This is a genomic window from Pseudomonas sp. Z3-8 (assembly GCF_051131975.1).
Classification (GTDB): Bacteria; Pseudomonadota; Gammaproteobacteria; order Pseudomonadales; family Pseudomonadaceae; genus Aquipseudomonas.
This window is the reverse complement of sequence record NZ_CP071643.1, coordinates 767,501-785,543: the sequence shown is the minus strand read 5'-3', so window position 1 is coordinate 785,543 and position 18,043 is coordinate 767,501. Positions and strand designations below refer to the sequence as shown.

12 protein-coding genes, 4 tRNA genes and 2 rRNA genes (1 of these 18 only partly in view) are annotated in these 18,043 nt (G+C 56.0%); all 18 read right to left on the bottom strand.

Going from position 1 to position 18,043, the window contains the following annotated elements; translation table 11 throughout:
• Positions 1 to 10: 10 nt before the first annotated feature.
• A complete protein-coding gene (gene rpoC, locus J3P94_RS03630; protein ID WP_305498443.1) occupies positions 11 to 4,210 on the bottom strand; it encodes a DNA-directed RNA polymerase subunit beta' in 4,200 nt (1,399 codons plus the stop codon).
• A gap of 64 nt (positions 4,211 to 4,274) precedes the next feature.
• A complete protein-coding gene (gene rpoB / locus J3P94_RS03625) occupies positions 4,275 to 8,348 on the bottom strand; it encodes a DNA-directed RNA polymerase subunit beta (protein WP_434571472.1) in 4,074 nt (1,357 codons plus the stop codon).
• Between the two features lie 220 nt (positions 8,349 to 8,568).
• Positions 8,569 to 8,934 (bottom strand): 50S ribosomal protein L7/L12, encoded by a 366-nt coding sequence (gene rplL / locus J3P94_RS03620; protein WP_003206098.1) that lies wholly within the window; start codon positions 8,932 to 8,934, stop codon positions 8,569 to 8,571.
• Positions 8,935 to 9,012: 78 nt separating this feature from the next.
• Positions 9,013 to 9,513: a 50S ribosomal protein L10 gene (rplJ, locus tag J3P94_RS03615; RefSeq protein ID WP_003206099.1), complete on the bottom strand. Its 501-nt coding sequence runs from the start codon at positions 9,511 to 9,513 to the stop codon at positions 9,013 to 9,015.
• A gap of 197 nt (positions 9,514 to 9,710) precedes the next feature.
• On the bottom strand, positions 9,711 to 10,406 hold the full coding sequence (gene rplA / locus J3P94_RS03610; protein ID WP_030138521.1) for a 50S ribosomal protein L1: 696 nt from the start codon (positions 10,404 to 10,406) through the stop codon (positions 9,711 to 9,713).
• Positions 10,406 to 10,837: a 50S ribosomal protein L11 gene (rplK, locus tag J3P94_RS03605; protein ID WP_003176435.1), complete on the bottom strand. Its 432-nt coding sequence runs from the start codon at positions 10,835 to 10,837 to the stop codon at positions 10,406 to 10,408. The genes rplA and rplK overlap by 1 nt, the downstream gene beginning before the upstream one ends.
• A 117-nt stretch (positions 10,838 to 10,954) precedes the next feature.
• Positions 10,955 to 11,488, bottom strand: coding sequence for a transcription termination/antitermination protein NusG (gene nusG / locus J3P94_RS03600; protein WP_010443972.1), 534 nt, complete (start codon positions 11,486 to 11,488; stop codon positions 10,955 to 10,957).
• 9 nt (positions 11,489 to 11,497) lie between these two features.
• Entirely contained in the window at positions 11,498 to 11,866 is a 369-nt protein-coding gene (secE, locus tag J3P94_RS03595; RefSeq protein ID WP_024776457.1) for a preprotein translocase subunit SecE, read from the bottom strand.
• Between the two features lie 45 nt (positions 11,867 to 11,911).
• A tRNA-Trp gene (locus J3P94_RS03590) sits at positions 11,912 to 11,987 on the bottom strand.
• Between the two features lie 53 nt (positions 11,988 to 12,040).
• Entirely contained in the window at positions 12,041 to 13,234 is a 1,194-nt protein-coding gene (tuf, locus tag J3P94_RS03585; RefSeq protein ID WP_003186103.1) for an elongation factor Tu, read from the bottom strand.
• An 84-nt stretch (positions 13,235 to 13,318) separates the two neighbouring features.
• Positions 13,319 to 13,394 (bottom strand) — tRNA-Thr (locus J3P94_RS03580).
• A 26-nt stretch (positions 13,395 to 13,420) separates the two neighbouring features.
• Positions 13,421 to 13,494, bottom strand: a tRNA-Gly gene (locus tag J3P94_RS03575).
• A gap of 24 nt (positions 13,495 to 13,518) precedes the next feature.
• A tRNA-Tyr gene (locus tag J3P94_RS03570) sits at positions 13,519 to 13,603 on the bottom strand.
• 142 nt (positions 13,604 to 13,745) lie between these two features.
• On the bottom strand, positions 13,746 to 14,201 hold the full coding sequence (locus tag J3P94_RS03565) for a hypothetical protein (RefSeq protein WP_434571469.1): 456 nt from the start codon (positions 14,199 to 14,201) through the stop codon (positions 13,746 to 13,748).
• An 8-nt stretch (positions 14,202 to 14,209) separates the two neighbouring features.
• Entirely contained in the window at positions 14,210 to 14,959 is a 750-nt protein-coding gene (locus J3P94_RS03560; protein ID WP_434571467.1) for a pantothenate kinase, read from the bottom strand.
• Positions 14,949 to 15,905 (bottom strand): bifunctional biotin--[acetyl-CoA-carboxylase] ligase/biotin operon repressor BirA, encoded by a 957-nt coding sequence (gene birA, locus J3P94_RS03555; RefSeq protein ID WP_434571465.1) that lies wholly within the window; start codon positions 15,903 to 15,905, stop codon positions 14,949 to 14,951. The genes J3P94_RS03560 and birA overlap by 11 nt, the downstream gene beginning before the upstream one ends.
• A gap of 132 nt (positions 15,906 to 16,037) precedes the next feature.
• Positions 16,038 to 16,153, bottom strand: a 5S ribosomal RNA gene (gene rrf / locus J3P94_RS03550).
• Between the two features lie 149 nt (positions 16,154 to 16,302).
• Positions 16,303 to 18,043, bottom strand: a 23S ribosomal RNA gene (locus J3P94_RS03545) (it continues 1,151 nt past the right edge of the window).

Here is an 18,043-nt window from a genome sequence, read left to right as displayed (position 1 = left end):
AGCTCAGAACTCAGTTACCACTCGAGTTCAGTGCTTCGGTCAGTGCAGCTTCCACTTCACTGGCGCTTACGCGCAACGGCTTGTCTGCTTCACGGCGGCGCTTGCGCTCGCTGTGGTAGGCCAAACCGGTACCGGCCGGGATCAGACGACCCACGACCACGTTTTCTTTCAGGCCGCGCAGGTAGTCGCGCTTGCCGGTTACCGCCGCTTCGGTCAGTACCCGCGTGGTTTCCTGGAAGGAAGCCGCCGAGATGAACGATTCGGTGGACAACGACGCCTTGGTGATACCCAGCAGTACGCGAGTGAACTTGGCAAGGAACTTGTCCTCGTTCGCCAGGCGCTCGTTCTCCACCAGTACGTGAGTCAGTTCCATCTGGTCGCCCTTGATGAAGCTGGAATCGCCGGACTCGGAGATCTCAACTTTACGCAGCATCTGACGCAGGATGGTCTCGATGTGCTTGTCGTTGATCTTCACGCCTTGCAGACGATAAACGTCCTGGATCTCGTTCACGATGTACTTGGCCAGCGCACTCACACCCAGCAGACGCAGGATGTCGTGTGGATCGCTCGGACCGTCGGAAATAACTTCGCCGCGGTTTACCTGTTCGCCTTCGAAGACGTTCAGGTGACGCCACTTCGGAATCAGTTCTTCGTACGGATCGCTACCGTCGTTCGGGGTGATGACCAGACGGCGCTTGCCCTTGGTTTCTTTACCGAACGCGATGGTGCCGCTGACTTCAGCCAGAATCGAGGCTTCTTTCGGACGACGGGCTTCGAACAGGTCGGCAACACGCGGCAGACCACCGGTGATGTCGCGGGTTTTCGAAGTTTCTTGCGGAATACGAGCGATAACATCACCGATCGCGATCCGCGCGCCGTCCGCCACACCGACCAAGGCGTTGGCTGGCAGGAAGTACTGAGCGATTACGTCAGTGCCTGGCAGCAACAGATCCTTGCCGTTGTCGTCGACCATCTTCACGGCTGGACGGATGTCCTTGCCGGCAGCTGGACGATCTTTGGCGTCGAGTACCTCAATGTTGGTCATACCGGTCAATTCGTCAGTCTGACGCTTGATCGTGATGCCTTCTTCCATGCCCACGTAGGTCACGGTACCTTTCATTTCGGTAACGATCGGGTGAGTGTGCGGATCCCACTTGGCCACGATAGCGCCAGCGTCGACCTTGTCGCCTTCCTTCACCGAAATCACCGCACCGTACGGCAGCTTGTAGCGCTCGCGCTCACGACCGAAGTCGTCGGCAATCGCCAGCTCACCGGAACGGGACACAGCCACCAGGTGACCGTCGACACGCTCAACGTGCTTCAGGTTGTGCAGACGGACAGTACCGCCATTCTTCACCTGAACGCTGTCGGCCGCGGAGGTCCGGCTTGCCGCACCACCGATGTGGAACGTACGCATGGTCAGCTGGGTACCCGGCTCACCAATGGACTGGGCAGCAATAACGCCGACCGCTTCACCGATGTTCACCTGGTGACCACGAGCCAGATCGCGGCCGTAGCACTTGGCGCAGATGCCGTAGCGGGTTTCGCAACTGATCGGCGAACGTACGATCACTTCGTCGATGCTGTTGAGCTCGATGAACTCGACCCACTTCTCGTCAACCAGGGTGCCCGCAGGAACGATGACGTCCTCGGTACCCGGCTTGAACACGTCACGGGCAATGACACGACCCAATACGCGCTCACCCAGCGGCTCGACAACGTCACCGCCTTCAATGTGCGGCGTCATGACCAGGCCGTGTTCGGTGCCGCAATCGATCTCGGTCACAACCAGATCCTGCGCCACGTCTACCAGACGACGAGTCAGGTAACCGGAGTTCGCGGTTTTCAACGCGGTATCCGCAAGACCCTTACGAGCACCGTGAGTGGAGATGAAGTACTGAAGTACGCTCAAACCTTCACGGAAGTTCGCGGTAATCGGCGTCTCGATGATGGAGCCGTCCGGCTTGGCCATCAGGCCACGCATACCGGCGAGCTGACGGATCTGCGCAGCAGAACCCCGTGCGCCCGAGTCGGCCATCATGTACATCGAGTTGAACGATTCCTGGTCGACTTCGTTGCCGTGGCGGTCGATGACCTTCTCTTTCGAGAGGTTGGCCATCATCGCCTTGGATACTTCGTCGTTCGCCTTCGACCAAAGGTCGATTACCTTGTTGTACTTCTCGCCCTGGGTTACCAGGCCGGACGCGTACTGGCTCTCGATCTCCTTCACTTCCTCGGTGGCAGCACCGATGATGCGGGCTTTTTCATCAGGGATAACGAAGTCGTTAACACCGATGGAAACGCCGGAGATGGTCGAATAGGCAAAACCGGTGTACATCAGCTGGTCAGCGAAGATCACGGTCTCTTTCAGACCAACCACGCGGTAGCACTGGTTGATCAGCTTGGAGATCGCCTTTTTCTTCATAGGCAGGTTGACGACGTCAAACGACAGGCCGGGTGGAACAACCTGGAACAACAGCGCACGGCCGACAGTGGTGTCGACGATGCGAGTGTTCTTGACGCTGCCACCATCACGATCGTTAACGGTCTCGTTGATCCGCACCTTGACCTTGGCGTGCAGTGCGGCTTCGCCAGCACGGAACACCCGGTCGACTTCCTGCAGGTCCGCGAAAACACGACCTTCGCCCTTGGCGTTGATCGCTTCACGCGTCATGTAGTACAGACCCAATACAACGTCCTGCGACGGAACGATGATTGGCTCACCGTTGGCTGGCGACAGGATGTTGTTGGTCGACATCATCAACGCACGCGCTTCGAGCTGGGCTTCCAGCGTCAGCGGTACGTGCACGGCCATCTGGTCGCCGTCGAAGTCGGCGTTGTACGCAGCACAGACCAGCGGGTGTAGCTGGATAGCCTTTCCTTCGATCAGTACCGGTTCAAACGCCTGGATACCCAGACGGTGAAGGGTCGGTGCACGGTTGAGCAGCACTGGGTGTTCGCGAATCACTTCGGCAAGAACGTCCCAGACTTCTGGCAGCTCGCGCTCGACCATTTTCTTGGCGGCTTTGATGGTGGTAGCGAGACCACGCATTTCCAGCTTGCCGAAAATGAACGGCTTGAACAGTTCCAGTGCCATTTTCTTAGGCAGACCGCACTGGTGCAGACGCAGGGTCGGACCTACGGTAATTACCGAACGACCCGAGTAGTCAACACGCTTACCGAGCAAGTTCTGACGGAAACGACCTTGCTTACCCTTGATCATGTCAGCCAGGGATTTCAGAGGACGCTTGTTCGAACCAGTGATAGCGCGGCCACGACGACCGTTGTCGAGCAGTGCGTCGACCGCTTCCTGCAACATACGCTTTTCGTTGCGCACGATGATGTCCGGAGCGGACAGATCGAGCAGGCGCTTCAAGCGGTTGTTACGGTTGATCACTCGACGATACAGATCGTTGAGGTCGGAAGTCGCGAAACGACCGCCATCCAGCGGAACCAGTGGACGCAGGTCTGGCGGCAGTACCGGCAGAACGGTCAGCACCATCCACTCTGGCAGGTTGCCGGAACCCTGGAAGGCTTCCATCAACTTCAGACGCTTGGACAGCTTCTTGATCTTGGTTTCGGAGTTGGTTTGCGGAATCTCTTCGCGCAGACGACCAATCTCGTGCTCCAGGTCGATAGCGTGCAGCAGCTCGCGGACAGCTTCGGCACCCATGCGGGCATCGAAATCGTCGCCGAACTCTTCCAGCGCTTCGAAGTATTGCTCGTCGTTGAGCAACTGGCCTTTTTCAAGGGTGGTCATGCCTGGATCGATAACGACATAGCTCTCGAAGTAGAGAACGCGCTCGATATCACGCAGGGTCATGTCCATCAGCAAGCCGATACGGGACGGCAGCGATTTCAGGAACCAGATGTGGGCAACCGGCGAAGCCAGCTCGATGTGCGCCATGCGCTCACGACGAACTTTAGCCAGCGCAACTTCAACGCCGCACTTCTCGCAGATCACGCCGCGATGCTTCAAGCGCTTGTACTTACCGCACAGGCACTCGTAATCCTTTACCGGGCCAAAGATCTTGGCGCAGAACAGGCCGTCACGCTCGGGTTTGAACGTACGGTAGTTGATGGTTTCCGGCTTTTTAACTTCACCGAACGACCACGAACGGATCATCTCAGGCGAGGCCAATCCAATACGGATGGCGTCGAACTCTTCGACTTGACCCTGGTTTTTCAGCAAATTCAGTAGGTCTTTCAAGGCCTTTCCTCCTGGCGGAGCAGAGAGCGGGCAAGACAGCCCCGCTCTCGATTCGCGTCACGTGTTATTCGGTTTCCAGATCGATATCGATGCCGAGGGAACGAATTTCCTTGATCAACACGTTGAAGGACTCGGGCATGCCCGGCTCCATACGGTGATCGCCGTCCACGATGTTCTTGTACATCTTGGTCCGGCCGTTCACATCGTCCGACTTCACTGTGAGCATTTCTTGCAGAGTGTAAGCAGCACCGTACGCTTCCAGTGCCCAGACCTCCATCTCCCCGAAACGCTGACCACCGAACTGCGCCTTACCACCCAGCGGCTGCTGGGTAACCAGGCTGTAAGAACCGGTAGAACGAGCGTGCATCTTGTCGTCTACCAAGTGGTTCAGCTTCAGCATGTACATGTAGCCAACGGTAACCGGACGCTCGAACTTGTTGCCGGTACGGCCGTCGAACAGCTGCATCTGGCCGCTTTCCGGCAGGTCTGCCAGTTTCAGCATGGCCTTGATTTCGCTTTCCTTGGCACCGTCGAACACCGGGGTAGCCATTGGAACGCCGCCGCGCAGGTTCTTCGCCAGATCCAGGATTTCCTGGTCGGAGAAGGTATCCAGCTCTTCGTTGCGCCCGCCGATCTCGTTGTAGATCTCGTGCAGGAACTTACGCAGGTCCGCGACCTTGCGCTGCTCTTCGATCATGCGGTTGATCTTCTCGCCCAGACCTTTGGCCGCAAGGCCCAGGTGGGTTTCGAGGATCTGACCGACGTTCATACGCGAAGGTACGCCCAACGGGTTGAGGACCACATCGACCGGGGTGCCGTTGGCATCGTGCGGCATGTCTTCAACTGGCATGATCACCGAGACCACACCTTTGTTACCGTGACGACCGGCCATCTTGTCGCCCGGCTGGATGCGACGACGGATTGCCAGGTAAACCTTGACGATCTTCAGCACGCCTGGAGCCAGGTCATCGCCCTGCTGCAGTTTGCGCTTCTTGTCTTCGAACTTGTCGTCCAGCAGACGGCGGCGATCAACGATGTAGGCCTGGGCCTTCTCGAGCTGCTCGTTCAGAGCGTCTTCAGCCATGCGCAGTTTGAACCACTGACCATGCTCAAGACCGTCGAGAACTTCGTCGGTGATTTCCTGACCTTTCTTCAGGCCTGCGCCGCCTTCTGCCTTGTGGCCTACCAGAGCGGAACGCAGACGTTCGAAAGTCGCGCCTTCAACGATACGGAACTCTTCGTTCAGATCCTTGCGGATCTCGTCGAGCTGAGTCTTCTCGATGGACAGTGCACGAGCATCACGCTCGACGCCGTCGCGAGTGAAGACCTGTACGTCGATGACGGTACCCTTGGTGCCGGTAGGCACACGCAGGGAGGTGTCTTTCACGTCGCTGGCTTTTTCACCGAAGATGGCACGCAGCAGTTTCTCTTCCGGAGTCAGTTGGGTCTCGCCTTTCGGAGTGACCTTGCCGACCAGGATGTCGCCTGCGCCTACTTCGGCACCTACGTAAACGATACCGGCTTCGTCCAGTTTGTTCAGTGCAGCCTCACCCACGTTCGGGATGTCCGCGGTGATTTCTTCCGGGCCAAGCTTGGTGTCACGGGCCACACAGGTCAGTTCCTGAATGTGGATCGTGGTGAAGCGGTCTTCCTGAACCACACGCTCGGACAGGCAGATGGAGTCTTCGAAGTTGAAGCCGTTCCATGCCATGAACGCGATGCGCATGTTCTGACCCAGTGCCAGTTCACCCATGTCGGTGGACGGGCCGTCGGCCATGATGTCGCTGCGCTGAACCCGATCACCCTTGCTCACCAGCGGACGCTGGTTGATGCAGGTGTTCTGGTTGGAGCGGGTGTACTTGGTCAGGTTGTAGATGTCGACACCGGCTTCGCCAGTTTCAACTTCGTCATCGGCAACACGAACCACGATACGGCTGGCATCGACGGAGTCGATCACGCCACCACGACGAGCCACGACGCAAACGCCGGAGTCGCGGGCAACGTTACGCTCCATGCCGGTACCTACCAGCGGCTTGTCGGCACGCAGGGTCGGTACAGCTTGACGCTGCATGTTCGAACCCATCAACGCACGGTTGGCGTCGTCGTGCTCGAGGAACGGGATCAGCGACGCAGCAACCGAAACTACCTGCTTGGGCGATACGTCCATCAGGGTGACGTCTTCCGGCGCCTTGACGGTGAACTCGTTCAAGTGACGAACCGCTACCAGCTCGTCGGTCAGGACTTTCTTGTCGTTCATCGTGGCCGAAGCCTGGGCGATCACATGATCAGCTTCTTCGATGGCGGACAGGAATACGATCTCGTCGGTAACCAGGGCGTCTTTCACCACACGGTACGGGCTCTCAAGGAAACCGTACTGGTTGGTGCGCGCATAGGCAGCCAGGGAGTTGATCAGACCGATGTTCGGACCTTCCGGCGTTTCGATCGGGCATACGCGACCGTAGTGAGTCGGGTGTACGTCACGAACTTCGAAGCCTGCACGCTCACGAGTCAGACCGCCTGGGCCGAGTGCGGAGACACGACGCTTGTGGGTGATCTCGGACAGCGGGTTGTTCTGGTCCATGAACTGCGACAGCTGGCTCGAACCGAAGAACTCCTTCACCGCCGCAGCCACTGGCTTGGCGTTGATCAGGTCTTGCGGCATCAGGCCTTCGCTTTCAGCCATCGACAGACGTTCCTTGACCGCGCGCTCGACACGCACCAGGCCAACACGGAACTGGTTTTCGGCCATCTCGCCTACGCAGCGGACACGACGGTTACCCAGGTGGTCGATGTCATCGACGATGCCTTTGCCGTTACGGATGTCGACCAGGGTCTTAAGCACCGCAACGATGTCGTCCTTGTTCAGCACGCCCGAACCTTCGATCTCGGTACGACCGATACGACGGTTGAACTTCATCCGGCCGACCGCAGACAGGTCATAGCGCTCAGGGCTGAAGAACAGGTTGTTGAACAGGGTCTCGGCGGCATCCTTGGTTGGTGGCTCGCCAGGACGCATCATGCGATAGATCTCTACCAGGGCTTCCAGTTGGTTGCCGGTGGAGTCGATCTTCAGCGTATCGGAGATGAACGGACCGCAGTCGATATCGTTGGTGTACAGAGTCTCGATGCGAACAACCTGAGCCTTGGCGATTTTCGCCAGGATCTCGGTGGTCAGCTCGGTGTTGCACTCGGCAATGATCTCGCCAGTGGCCGGATGCACGATGACCTTGGCGGTGGTGCGACCCAGGACGTAGTCCATCGGCACCTGCAGCTCTTTGATCCCGGCTTTTTCCAGCTGGTTGATGTGGCGAGCGGTGATACGACGACCTTGCTCGACAATAACCTTGCCCTTGTCATCCTGGATATCCAGGACGGCGATTTCACCGCGCAGGCGCTGAGGCACCAACTCCAGGCTCAGGTTTTCACCCTGCACATGGAAGACGTTGGTGGTGTAGAACGCGTCCAGCACTTCCTCGGTGGTATAGCCGAGCGCGCGCAGCAGTACCGATGCAGGCAGCTTGCGACGACGGTCGATACGCACGAATACGCAGTCTTTCGGGTCGAACTCGAAGTCCAGCCACGAACCGCGGTAAGGAATGATGCGCGCGGAGTAGAGCAGTTTGCCGGAGCTGTGCGTCTTGCCACGGTCGTGGTCGAAGAACACGCCCGGAGAACGGTGCAGCTGGGAAACGATTACACGCTCGGTACCGTTGATTACGAAGGTACCGTTTTCAGTCATCAGGGGGATTTCACCCATGTAGACTTCTTGCTCTTTGATGTCCTTGATCGCTTTGTTCGACGATTCTTTGTCGAAAATGATCAGGCGCACTTTTACCCGCAAAGGTACGGCGTAAGTCACACCGCGCAATACGCATTCTTTGACATCAAATGCCGGTTCGCCCAGGCGATAACCGACGTACTCCAGCGCAGCATTGCCGGAGTAGCTGATGATCGGGAAAACGGATTTGAAGGCCGCATGCAGGCCCACGTCGCGGAACTGATCTTTAGTCGCTCCCGCTTGCAAGAATTCACGATACGAATCCAGCTGGATGGCCAGGAGGTACGGCACATCCATGACGTCCGGCAACTTGCTAAAGTCCTTGCGGATACGTTTTTTCTCAGTATATGAGTAAGCCATCAGCGTTCCCCAGCTTGGTCACCTGCTTGTTTGGCCCCTCCCGACGGGAGCAGCCAGAAAATCGTGCAAACCCCTTGGTTTGCGCCACCACATCGGGTGGTTACAGCGCGTGATCAGCACCGACCCAGTCGGCTGCCAATAACGGAAAAAGGCCGGTGGCAAGAGCCACCAGCCATCAGCCTGTCGCTTAACGCTCGGGCTGGAGACGCAAAGTCGATGCTTACTTCAGCTCGACTTTAGCGCCTGCTTCTTCCAGTACTGCTTTGGCTTTGTCGGCTGCGTCTTTGGCAACAGCTTCCAGAACCATGGCAGGAGCGCCGTCAACTACAGCCTTGGCTTCTTTCAGGCCCAGACCGGTCAGTTCACGTACTGCCTTGATCACGTTAACTTTCTTCTCGCCAGCTTCGGTCAGCATGACGTTGAATTCGGTTTGCTCTTCAGCAACGGCAGCAGCAACAGCTGGACCAGCGGAAGCAGCAGCAGCGGTAACACCGAATTTTTCTTCGAAAGCTTTGATCAGTTCAACAACTTCCATTACGGACATGTTGCCAACGGCTTCGAGGATATCGTTTTGAGAGATAGACATGACTCTAAATTCCTGGATTGGGGGACGGCCTACGCGACCATCGAAATAAACAAAAAACGCGAAAAGGAGTGTCGAGCCTTAGGCTGCGGCAGCTTCTTTCTGGTCGCGCAGTGCCGCCAGAGTACGAGCCAATTTGCTGGTTGCGCCTTGAATCACGCTCATCAGCTGAGAAATTGCTTCGTCACGGGTCGGCAGAGTTGCCAGTACGTCGATCTGGTTAGCTGCGAGGAACTTGCCCTCGAACGCAGCTGCCTTAATCTCGAACTTGTCCTGACCTTTGGCGAATTCCTTGAACAAACGGGCAGCAGCGCCTGGATGTTGGGTGGAGAACGCGATCAAGGTCGGGCCGGTGAACACGTCGTTGAGAACACTGTATTCAGTGTCAGCAACAGCGCGCTTGAGCAGGGTGTTACGTACAACACGTACGTAAACGCCAGCTTCACGAGCCTCTTTACGGAGTCCGGTCATAGCGCCTACTGTTACGCCACGGGCATCAGCCACGACAGCGGACAGAGCAGCTTTGGCAGCCTCGTTGACTTCAGCGACGATGGCCTTCTTGTCTTCGAGTTTAATTGCCACGGGTTTAACTCCTGCTTGTTACCGTTTCATCCGATCGAAACCGAATGTCGTTTTGGTGTCTGATTCGGTAAGGAACCGGGAGCACCATCTGCGTAGGCTTGTGGTTTAAGACTTGCGTCGCCTACGGTCTTGGACAGCCCCCGCCAGGCAGGGACCCCAATATGTGATTGGCGCAATCGCTTGCGCCAACCTGAGTCTTACGCGTCGAGCGAGCTCTGATCGATGATCAGACCTGGGCCCATAGTGGTGCTCAGGGTAACGCGCTTGACGTAGATACCTTTCGAAGAAGCTGGCTTGATACGCTTCAGATCAGCGATCAGGGCTTCAACGTTTTCCTTCAGCTTGACGGCGTCGAAGCCGATCTTGCCAACGGAAGTGTGGATGATGCCGTTTTTGTCGGTGCGATAACGAACCTGACCAGCCTTGGCGTTTTTAACCGCGGTGGCTACGTCTGGAGTCACGGTACCAACCTTAGGGTTAGGCATCAGGCCACGTGGACCGAGGATCTGACCCAACTGACCTACAACACGCATGGCATCCGGGGATGCGATCACGACGTCATAGTTCAGGTCGCCGCCTTTCATTTCGGCAGCCAGGTCGTCCATGCCTACGCGATCAGCGCCAGCAGCCAGAGCAGCTTCAGCTGCAGGGCCCTGGGTGAACACGGCAACACGTACGGTCTTGCCAGTGCCGTGTGGCAGCACGGTAGCGCTACGAACGACCTGGTCGGATTTACGTGGGTCAACGCCCAGGTTTACAGCAACGTCGAACGACTCGCTGAACTTGACAGTCGACAGCTCGGCCAGCAGAGCGGCGGCGTCTACAAAGTTGTAGGCCTTGCCTGCTTCGATTTTGCCGGCGATAGCCTTTTGACGCTTGGTCAGCTTAGCCATTACACACCCTCCACGTTAAGGCCCATGCTACGAGCAGAACCGGCGATAGTACGCACGGCTGCATCCATATCAGCTGCAGTCAGATCCGCGTTTTTGGTTTTCGCGATTTCTTCCAGCTGAGCACGGGTAACGGTGCCAACCTTAACGGTGTTTGGACGAGCGGAACCGCTGGTCAAACCTGCAGCCTTCTTCAGCAGAACCGAAGCAGGGGTGCTTTTTGTTTCGAAAGTGAAGCTACGGTCGCTGTAGACAGTGATGATCACTGGAGTCGGCAGACCTGGCTCAAGACCCTGGGTACGGGCGTTGAAAGCCTTGCAGAATTCCATGATGTTCACGCCGTGCTGACCCAGTGCAGGACCAACGGGTGGGCTTGGGTTAGCCTGAGCGGCCTTCACTTGCAGCTTGATGTAAGCGGTAATCTTCTTGGCCATGAGGCACTCCAATTACGGGTTCGAACGCCTCGAAAGGCTCCCCGGTTGCTTGCGCGTTTATCCCAGTGACGACAAAACCCCACAGCCTTGGGCTGCGGGGTTGGGATGCCTGCTCAATCAGACCTTTTCGACCTGACTGAACTCCAACTCTACCGGAGTAGAGCGACCGAAAATGAGCACTGCCACTTGGATCCGGCTCTTTTCGTAGTTAACTTCTTCGACCGTACCATTGAAATCGGCGAATGGACCATCAGTGACCCGTACAACTTCACCTGGTTCAAACAACGTCTTCGGCTTCGGCTTGTCGCTACCATCAGCGACGCGACGCAGAATTGCTTCTGCCTCTTTGTCAGTGATCGGCGCAGGCTTGTCGGCGGTTCCGCCGATGAAGCCCATCACCCGAGGGGTATCCTTGACCAAGTGCCAAGTCCCTTCGTTCATATCCATCTGTACCAGCACATAGCCTGGAAAGAACTTGCGTTCACTTTTGCGCTTCTGGCCGTTACGCATCTCCACCACTTCTTCAGTGGGGACCAGAATCTCGCCGAAGCCATCTTCCATGCCAGCCAGCTTTACGCGCTCTATCAGCGAGCGCATTACATGCTTCTCGTAACCCGAGTAAGCATGCACAACGTACCAACGCTTAGCCACGGGACACCCTTAGCCAACAATCAAGGAAACAAGCCAGCCGAGCAGGGAATCAAGCCCCCACAACAGCAACGCCATTACCAGAACAACAGCCACAACGATCAACGTGGTCTGCGTGGTTTCTTGGCGAGTCGGCCATACGACTTTACGAATCTCGGTGCGAGCTTCCTTAGCGAGTACAAAGAAAGACTTGCCCTTGGCTGTTTGCAGGCCTACAAAGGCAGCAACAGCAGCAATAGCAAGCAATGCAAGTACGCGGTACAGGATCGGCGAAGCAGAAAAATACTGATTGCCAACAACGCCAACAACCACCAAAGCGACTACCACTAGCCACTTGAGCAGATCGAAGCGAGAGCCTTGAGCTTCAGCTTTAGGAGTCATCTATGAAGATCCTGTGAAAAGAAAGCCAGACACACCAAGTGAATCTGGCAGGTCAGGAGGGAATCGAACCCCCAACCTACGGTTTTGGAGACCGTCGCTCTGCCAATTGAGCTACTGACCTAAAACAAAATCAGGCCGACCATTATGCCGGCCCGAAAAAGACATTACAACTGTTTACTCGATGACCTTGGCTACGACGCCGGCGCCGACGGTACGACCGCCTTCACGGATAGCGAAACGCAGACCGTCTTCCATCGCGATGGTCTTGATCAGAGTGACAGTCATCTGGATGTTGTCACCTGGCATTACCATTTCAACGCCTTCTGGCAGCTCGCAGTTACCAGTCACGTCAGTTGTACGGAAGTAGAACTGTGGACGGTAGCCTTTGAAGAACGGAGTATGACGGCCGCCTTCTTCCTTGCTCAGAACGTAAACTTCTGCGGTGAACTTGGTGTGCGGCTTGACGGTGCCCGGCTTGACCAGAACCTGGCCACGCTCAACGTCGTCACGCTTGGTGCCGCGCAGCAGCACGCCGCAGTTCTCGCCAGCACGACCTTCGTCGAGCAGCTTGCGGAACATCTCAACGCCGGTGCAGGTAGTTTTCTGAGTGTCGCGCAGACCGACGATCTCAACTTCTTCCTGGATACGGACGATGCCACGCTCAACACGACCAGTCACAACAGTACCGCGACCAGAGATCGAGAATACGTCTTCGATTGGCATCAGGAACGGCTTGTCGATAGCGCGCTCAGGCTCTGGGATGTAGCTGTCCAGAGTCTCAACCAGCTTCTTGACCGCAGTGGTACCCATTTCGTTGTCGTCTTGGCCGTTCAGAGCCATCAGAGCCGAACCGATGATGATTGGAGTGTCATCACCCGGGAAATCGTAAGTGCTCAGCAGGTCACGCACTTCCATCTCAACCAGTTCCAGCAGCTCAGCGTCGTCAACCATGTCAGCCTTGTTCAGGAAGACAACGATGTACGGAACGCCTACCTGACGGGACAGCAGGATGTGCTCACGAGTTTGCGGCATCGGACCATCAGCGGCCGAGCAAACCAGGATCGCACCATCCATCTGGGCAGCACCGGTGATCATGTTTTTTACGTAGTCGGCGTGACCTGGGCAGTCAACGTGCGCGTAGTGACGCACAGCCGAATCGTATTCAACGTGAGCGGTGTTGATGGTGATACCGCGAGCTTTTTCTTCCGGGGCGCTGTCGATCTTGTCGAAGTCAACCTTGGCCGAACCGAAAACTTCGGAGCAGACACGGGTCAGAGCAGCGGTCAGCGTGGTTTTACCGTGGTCGACGTGACCGATGGTACCAACGTTGACGTGCGGCTTATTACGTTCGAACTTTTCCTTAGCCATCGAAATCACCCCTAGGAGAAGAATTTAGCGATTCACACGAGCCATTAAAACAAAGGCAGATATTTTCATATCTGCCTTGTAATATGGAGCTCTTGAGCGGATTTGAACCGCTGACCTCACCCTTACCAAGGGTGTGCTCTACCAACTGAGCTACAAGAGCAAAACACTTTGCACAACCTGCAAACTTGGAGCGGGTAGCGGGAATCGAACCCGCATCATCAGCTTGGAAGGCTGAGGTTCTACCACTAAACTATACCCGCGGAGCTTGCAGCTCACGCTAAAAATGGTGGAGGGGGAAGGATTCGAACCTTCGAAGTCGTAGACGTCAGATTTACAGTCTGATCCCTTTGGCCGCTCGGGAACCCCTCCTAAGCGAGCCGGCATTCTATATCATGCCAGCCTTCTGTCAAGCATTTTCTCATAAAAAACCTGAGGTTAGCTGCGTTGACGCCGCTTCGTACCGATGACCGTTAAAGGTCTTCACTGCGAAGCGGGCGCCATTCTATGCAAACTACCCAGCAGGCGCAACCCCTTCGCAAGGCATTATTTTATGTTTTAACTCATTGAAATCTTTGGAAAGGTTTTGAAGCAGCACCTCATTCATCTTCGCCGCGCTGTCCGGTGGAACCTGGACCCAGAATCCACCAGACTCTGGAGACGCTGGCGAGCTAAACGTAACGGTACGGCCCGCAACCCCCGAAGAAGCCAGTCGCTGCTCCAATTGCCTGGCCAGCTCCGGGCGAACGAAGCCACCCAGGTAATTGCAGTTCTTTTGCCCTTCACTCGATTTACCCGGCTCACGCCTGACTAGCGCATCCGCCGTCTCGCTCAAGAGATGAATGTCTTGCTGCGAACCCCGATACAGGCTCAGCGGAGTGACATCCTTGGCGCGAAGCGGGACCTCCTGCTGATGCCAGATGTAATAGAAGCCATTTAAAACCAGCAACAATAAAAACAGCCACCGCATAGAAAACCTCAAGACAAAGGACAAGCCATCGCCAAACCAACAAAAACCAGGTCAGGCACCACCTTGGCATCTGGAACAACCCCGGAAACCAGATCGGCATCCCCTCCCGTTAGAAACACCTCGAAATCCTCTCCCCAATATCGCCGCGCCAATTCAAGCTGAGTCAGCACGAAGCCTCTCAACATCAGCATACAACCACGCTCCACCGCCTCGACCGTTGCCCTGCCAGGAGCAAGACTCTCGTGAGCCCGTTCTGCAGCAGTATCGTCATAGCGGATTCGCCGGGTATGGGTACGTAACTGGTTACGCATCAGAGGCATCCCAGGGCAGATGAACCCTCCCAAGTGCTGCCCGTCAGGCGCTACGAAATCTGCCGTGATTGCCGTACCAAAATCCAGAACCAGGCATGCGCCCGAAGCCAGGTGGTACCCACCGAGCAAAGCCAGCCATCGATCAAGCCCCAAGCGCTCATAGTCTTCATAACCGTTTGTAACGCCCGCCATCTCTTGGGTAGGTGTTGCGCGAGCCACGGAGACCCCAAATGTCTCTACCAGGGAGGCGACCAACGAATCGGTCTCCTCAGGAGTCCTGACGCTGACAAGACGGCATTTCTTCAGCTGAAATTTATCTGAGCCTGTCAGGCTCGCGAGCAAATCGCTATCCGAGCCGACTACCCCACCGCCGACAGGGGTGACGCCATCTGCACGAACAACACGCCACTTGATAAAACTGTTGCCGCAATCAAGCTCAAGAATCATCACGCAACCTCAAGCTGAGCTCGCCACCACTGAATGTCTTTTCCACACCATCCACCTTCAAACGCAGCGCACCTTGGCGATCAATGCCCATCACCACGCCGTCGATACGATTGATACCGGCAATCAGCGACACAGCCCGCCCCTGCCACAAATGATATTGCTCCCACTCCGACTGGATCGCTGCGAATCCCGACGCATGATGCAGCTCCAGATACCCCTGAAGCTTTCCACTCATTCGCGCCACCAACTCGTTCCGGTCAAAATCACGACCCGCTTCAAGGCTCATGGACGTCCACTGCTGATCAACCTCATCAGTCGATTGCATATTCACGTTTACGCCGACACCCAGGACAACGTGACAAACGTCCGCAGGGTCCCCTACCAGCTCAAGCAGTATGCCGGCGATTTTCTTTTCACCTACCAACACATCGTTAGGCCACTTTAGCCCTGCCTCAACAACTCCCATATCACGCAACGAATGCATGACGGCGAGCCCAACGACAAGACTGAGCCCCTCAATCTGCCGCATGCCACCGTCAATGCGCAGCACCAGACTGTAATAGAGATTTTCGGCGAATGGACTGACCCATTTGCGGCCGCGACGTCCCCGACCGGCCATTTGCCGCTCGGCCAGAACAAGGAATGGCGCTTCCACCCCACGCCCGATGGACCGCAGCGCTTCGGCATTGGTGGAGTCAATGGAATCAAACAGGTGAACAGGCCACTCACAGCCTTCTGCCGCGCGGATTTCGGCCGCATCCAAAAGCAACAGCGGCTTCGCCAGGCGATACCCCTTGCCCCGAACCTTATGTACAGACAAGCCTAATTCCGCCTCCAGGTGCTGCAATTGTTTCCATACCGCACTACGACTGATACCTAACCCAGCACCCAGCGCCTGGCCCGAATGGAAACGGCCGTCCTTCAGAAGTTTTAGCAACGTGAGCATACGAACTGCGCCTGATAACGAGGCCCGCATGATAGCCATGCACAAGACGGTTGCATAGAAACACCCAAGCGCTTTCCTGCGGGCAAAACAAAACCCCTACCTGCGTCAGCAGATAGGGGTTTCGGAATTTAATCTTGACGATGACCTACTCTCACATGGGGAAACCCCACACTACCATCGGCGATGCATCGTTTCACTTCTGAGTTCGGGATGGGATCAGGTGGTTCCAATGCTCTATGGTCGTCAAGAAATTCGGTAGCCAGCGCGTGCCTTGCGGTCACGTTCCAGCGAATGGGTATGCGATAGTTTGTGGGTTTTGACTCGAACTTTCGGTTCATCTCGTCTTCACACACCGCAATCTGGCCTCTTTCGAGTCTACAGATTGCTTGGGTGTTATATGGTCAAGCCTCACGGGCAATTAGTACAGGTTAGCTCAACGCCTCACAGCGCTTACACACCCTGCCTATCAACGTCGTAGTCTTCGACGGCCCTTCAGGGGACTCAAGGTCCCAGTGAGATCTCATCTTGAGGCAAGTTTCCCGCTTAGATGCTTTCAGCGGTTATCTTTTCCGAACATAGCTACCCGGCAATGCCACTGGCGTGACAACCGGAACACCAGAGGTTCGTCCACTCCGGTCCTCTCGTACTAGGAGCAGCCCCTCTCAAATCTCAAACGTCCACGGCAGATAGGGACCGAACTGTCTCACGACGTTCTAAACCCAGCTCGCGTACCACTTTAAATGGCGAACAGCCATACCCTTGGGACCGGCTTCAGCCCCAGGATGTGATGAGCCGACATCGAGGTGCCAAACACCGCCGTCGATATGAACTCTTGGGCGGTATCAGCCTGTTATCCCCGGAGTACCTTTTATCCGTTGAGCGATGGCCCTTCCATACAGAACCACCGGATCACTAAGACCTACTTTCGTACCTGCTCGACGTGTCTGTCTCGCAGTCAAGCGCGCTTTTGCCTTTATACTCTACGACCGATTTCCGACCGGTCTGAGCGCACCTTCGTACTCCTCCGTTACTCTTTAGGAGGAGACCGCCCCAGTCAAACTACCCACCATACACTGTCCTCGATCCGGATAACGGACCTGAGTTAGAACCTCAAAGTTGCCAGGGTGGTATTTCAAGGATGGCTCCACGCAGACTGGCGTCCACGCTTCAAAGCCTCCCACCTATCCTACACAAGCAAATTCAAAGTCCAGTGCAAAGCTATAGTAAAGGTTCACGGGGTCTTTCCGTCTAGCCGCGGATACACTGCATCTTCACAGCGATTTCAATTTCACTGAGTCTCGGGTGGAGACAGCGCCGCCATCGTTACGCCATTCGTGCAGGTCGGAACTTACCCGACAAGGAATTTCGCTACCTTAGGACCGTTATAGTTACGGCCGCCGTTTACCGGGGCTTCGATCAAGAGCTTCGCGTTAGCTAACCCCATCAATTAACCTTCCGGCACCGGGCAGGCGTCACACCCTATACGTCCACTTTCGTGTTTGCAGAGTGCTGTGTTTTTAATAAACAGTCGCAGCGGCCTGGTATCTTCGACCGGCGTGGGCTTACGCAGCAAGTGCTTCACCCTCACCGGCGCACCTTCTCCCGAAGTTACGGTGCCATTTTGCCTAGTTCCTTCACCCGAGTTCTCTCAAGCGCCTTGGTATTCTCTACCCAACCACCTGTGTCGGTTTGGGGTACGGTTCCTGGTTACCTGAAGCTTAGAAGCTTTTCTTGGAAGCATGGCATCAACCACTTCGTCACCCAAAGGGTAACTCGTCATCAGCTCTCGGCCTTAAGATCCCGGATTTACCTAAGATCTCAGCCTACCACCTTAAACTTGGACAACCAACGCCAAGCTGGCCTAGCCTTCTCCGTCCCTCCATCGCAATAACCAGAAGTACAGGAATATTAACCTGTTTTCCATCGACTACGCTTTTCAGCCTCGCCTTAGGGACCGACTAACCCTGCGTCGATTAACGTTGCGCAGGAAACCTTGGTCTTTCGGCGTGGGTGTTTTTCACACCCATTGTCGTTACTCATGTCAGCATTCGCACTTCTGATACCTCCAGCAAGCTTCTCAACTCACCTTCACAGGCTTACAGAACGCTCCTCTACCGCATCACTTGCGTGATACCCGT

Bases quoted from the DNA above. Each gene is read 5' to 3' on its own strand.
- rpoB (WP_434571472.1), bottom strand. From the start codon at position 8,348: ATGGCTTACTCATATACTGAGAAAAAACGTATCCGCAAGGACTTTAGC.
- rplL (WP_003206098.1), bottom strand. From the start codon at position 8,934: ATGTCTATCTCTCAAAACGATATCCTCGAAGCCGTTGGCAACATGTCC.
- rplA (WP_030138521.1), bottom strand. From the start codon at position 10,406: ATGGCTAAGCTGACCAAGCGTCAAAAGGCTATCGCCGGCAAAATCGAA.
- rplK (WP_003176435.1), bottom strand. From the start codon at position 10,837: ATGGCCAAGAAGATTACCGCTTACATCAAGCTGCAAGTGAAGGCCGCT.
- secE (WP_024776457.1), bottom strand. From the start codon at position 11,866: ATGACTCCTAAAGCTGAAGCTCAAGGCTCTCGCTTCGATCTGCTCAAG.
- tuf (WP_003186103.1), bottom strand. From the start codon at position 13,234: ATGGCTAAGGAAAAGTTCGAACGTAATAAGCCGCACGTCAACGTTGGT.
- J3P94_RS03565 (WP_434571469.1), bottom strand. From the start codon at position 14,201: ATGCGGTGGCTGTTTTTATTGTTGCTGGTTTTAAATGGCTTCTATTAC.
- J3P94_RS03560 (WP_434571467.1), bottom strand. From the start codon at position 14,959: ATGATTCTTGAGCTTGATTGCGGCAACAGTTTTATCAAGTGGCGTGTT.
- birA (WP_434571465.1), bottom strand. From the start codon at position 15,905: ATGCTCACGTTGCTAAAACTTCTGAAGGACGGCCGTTTCCATTCGGGC.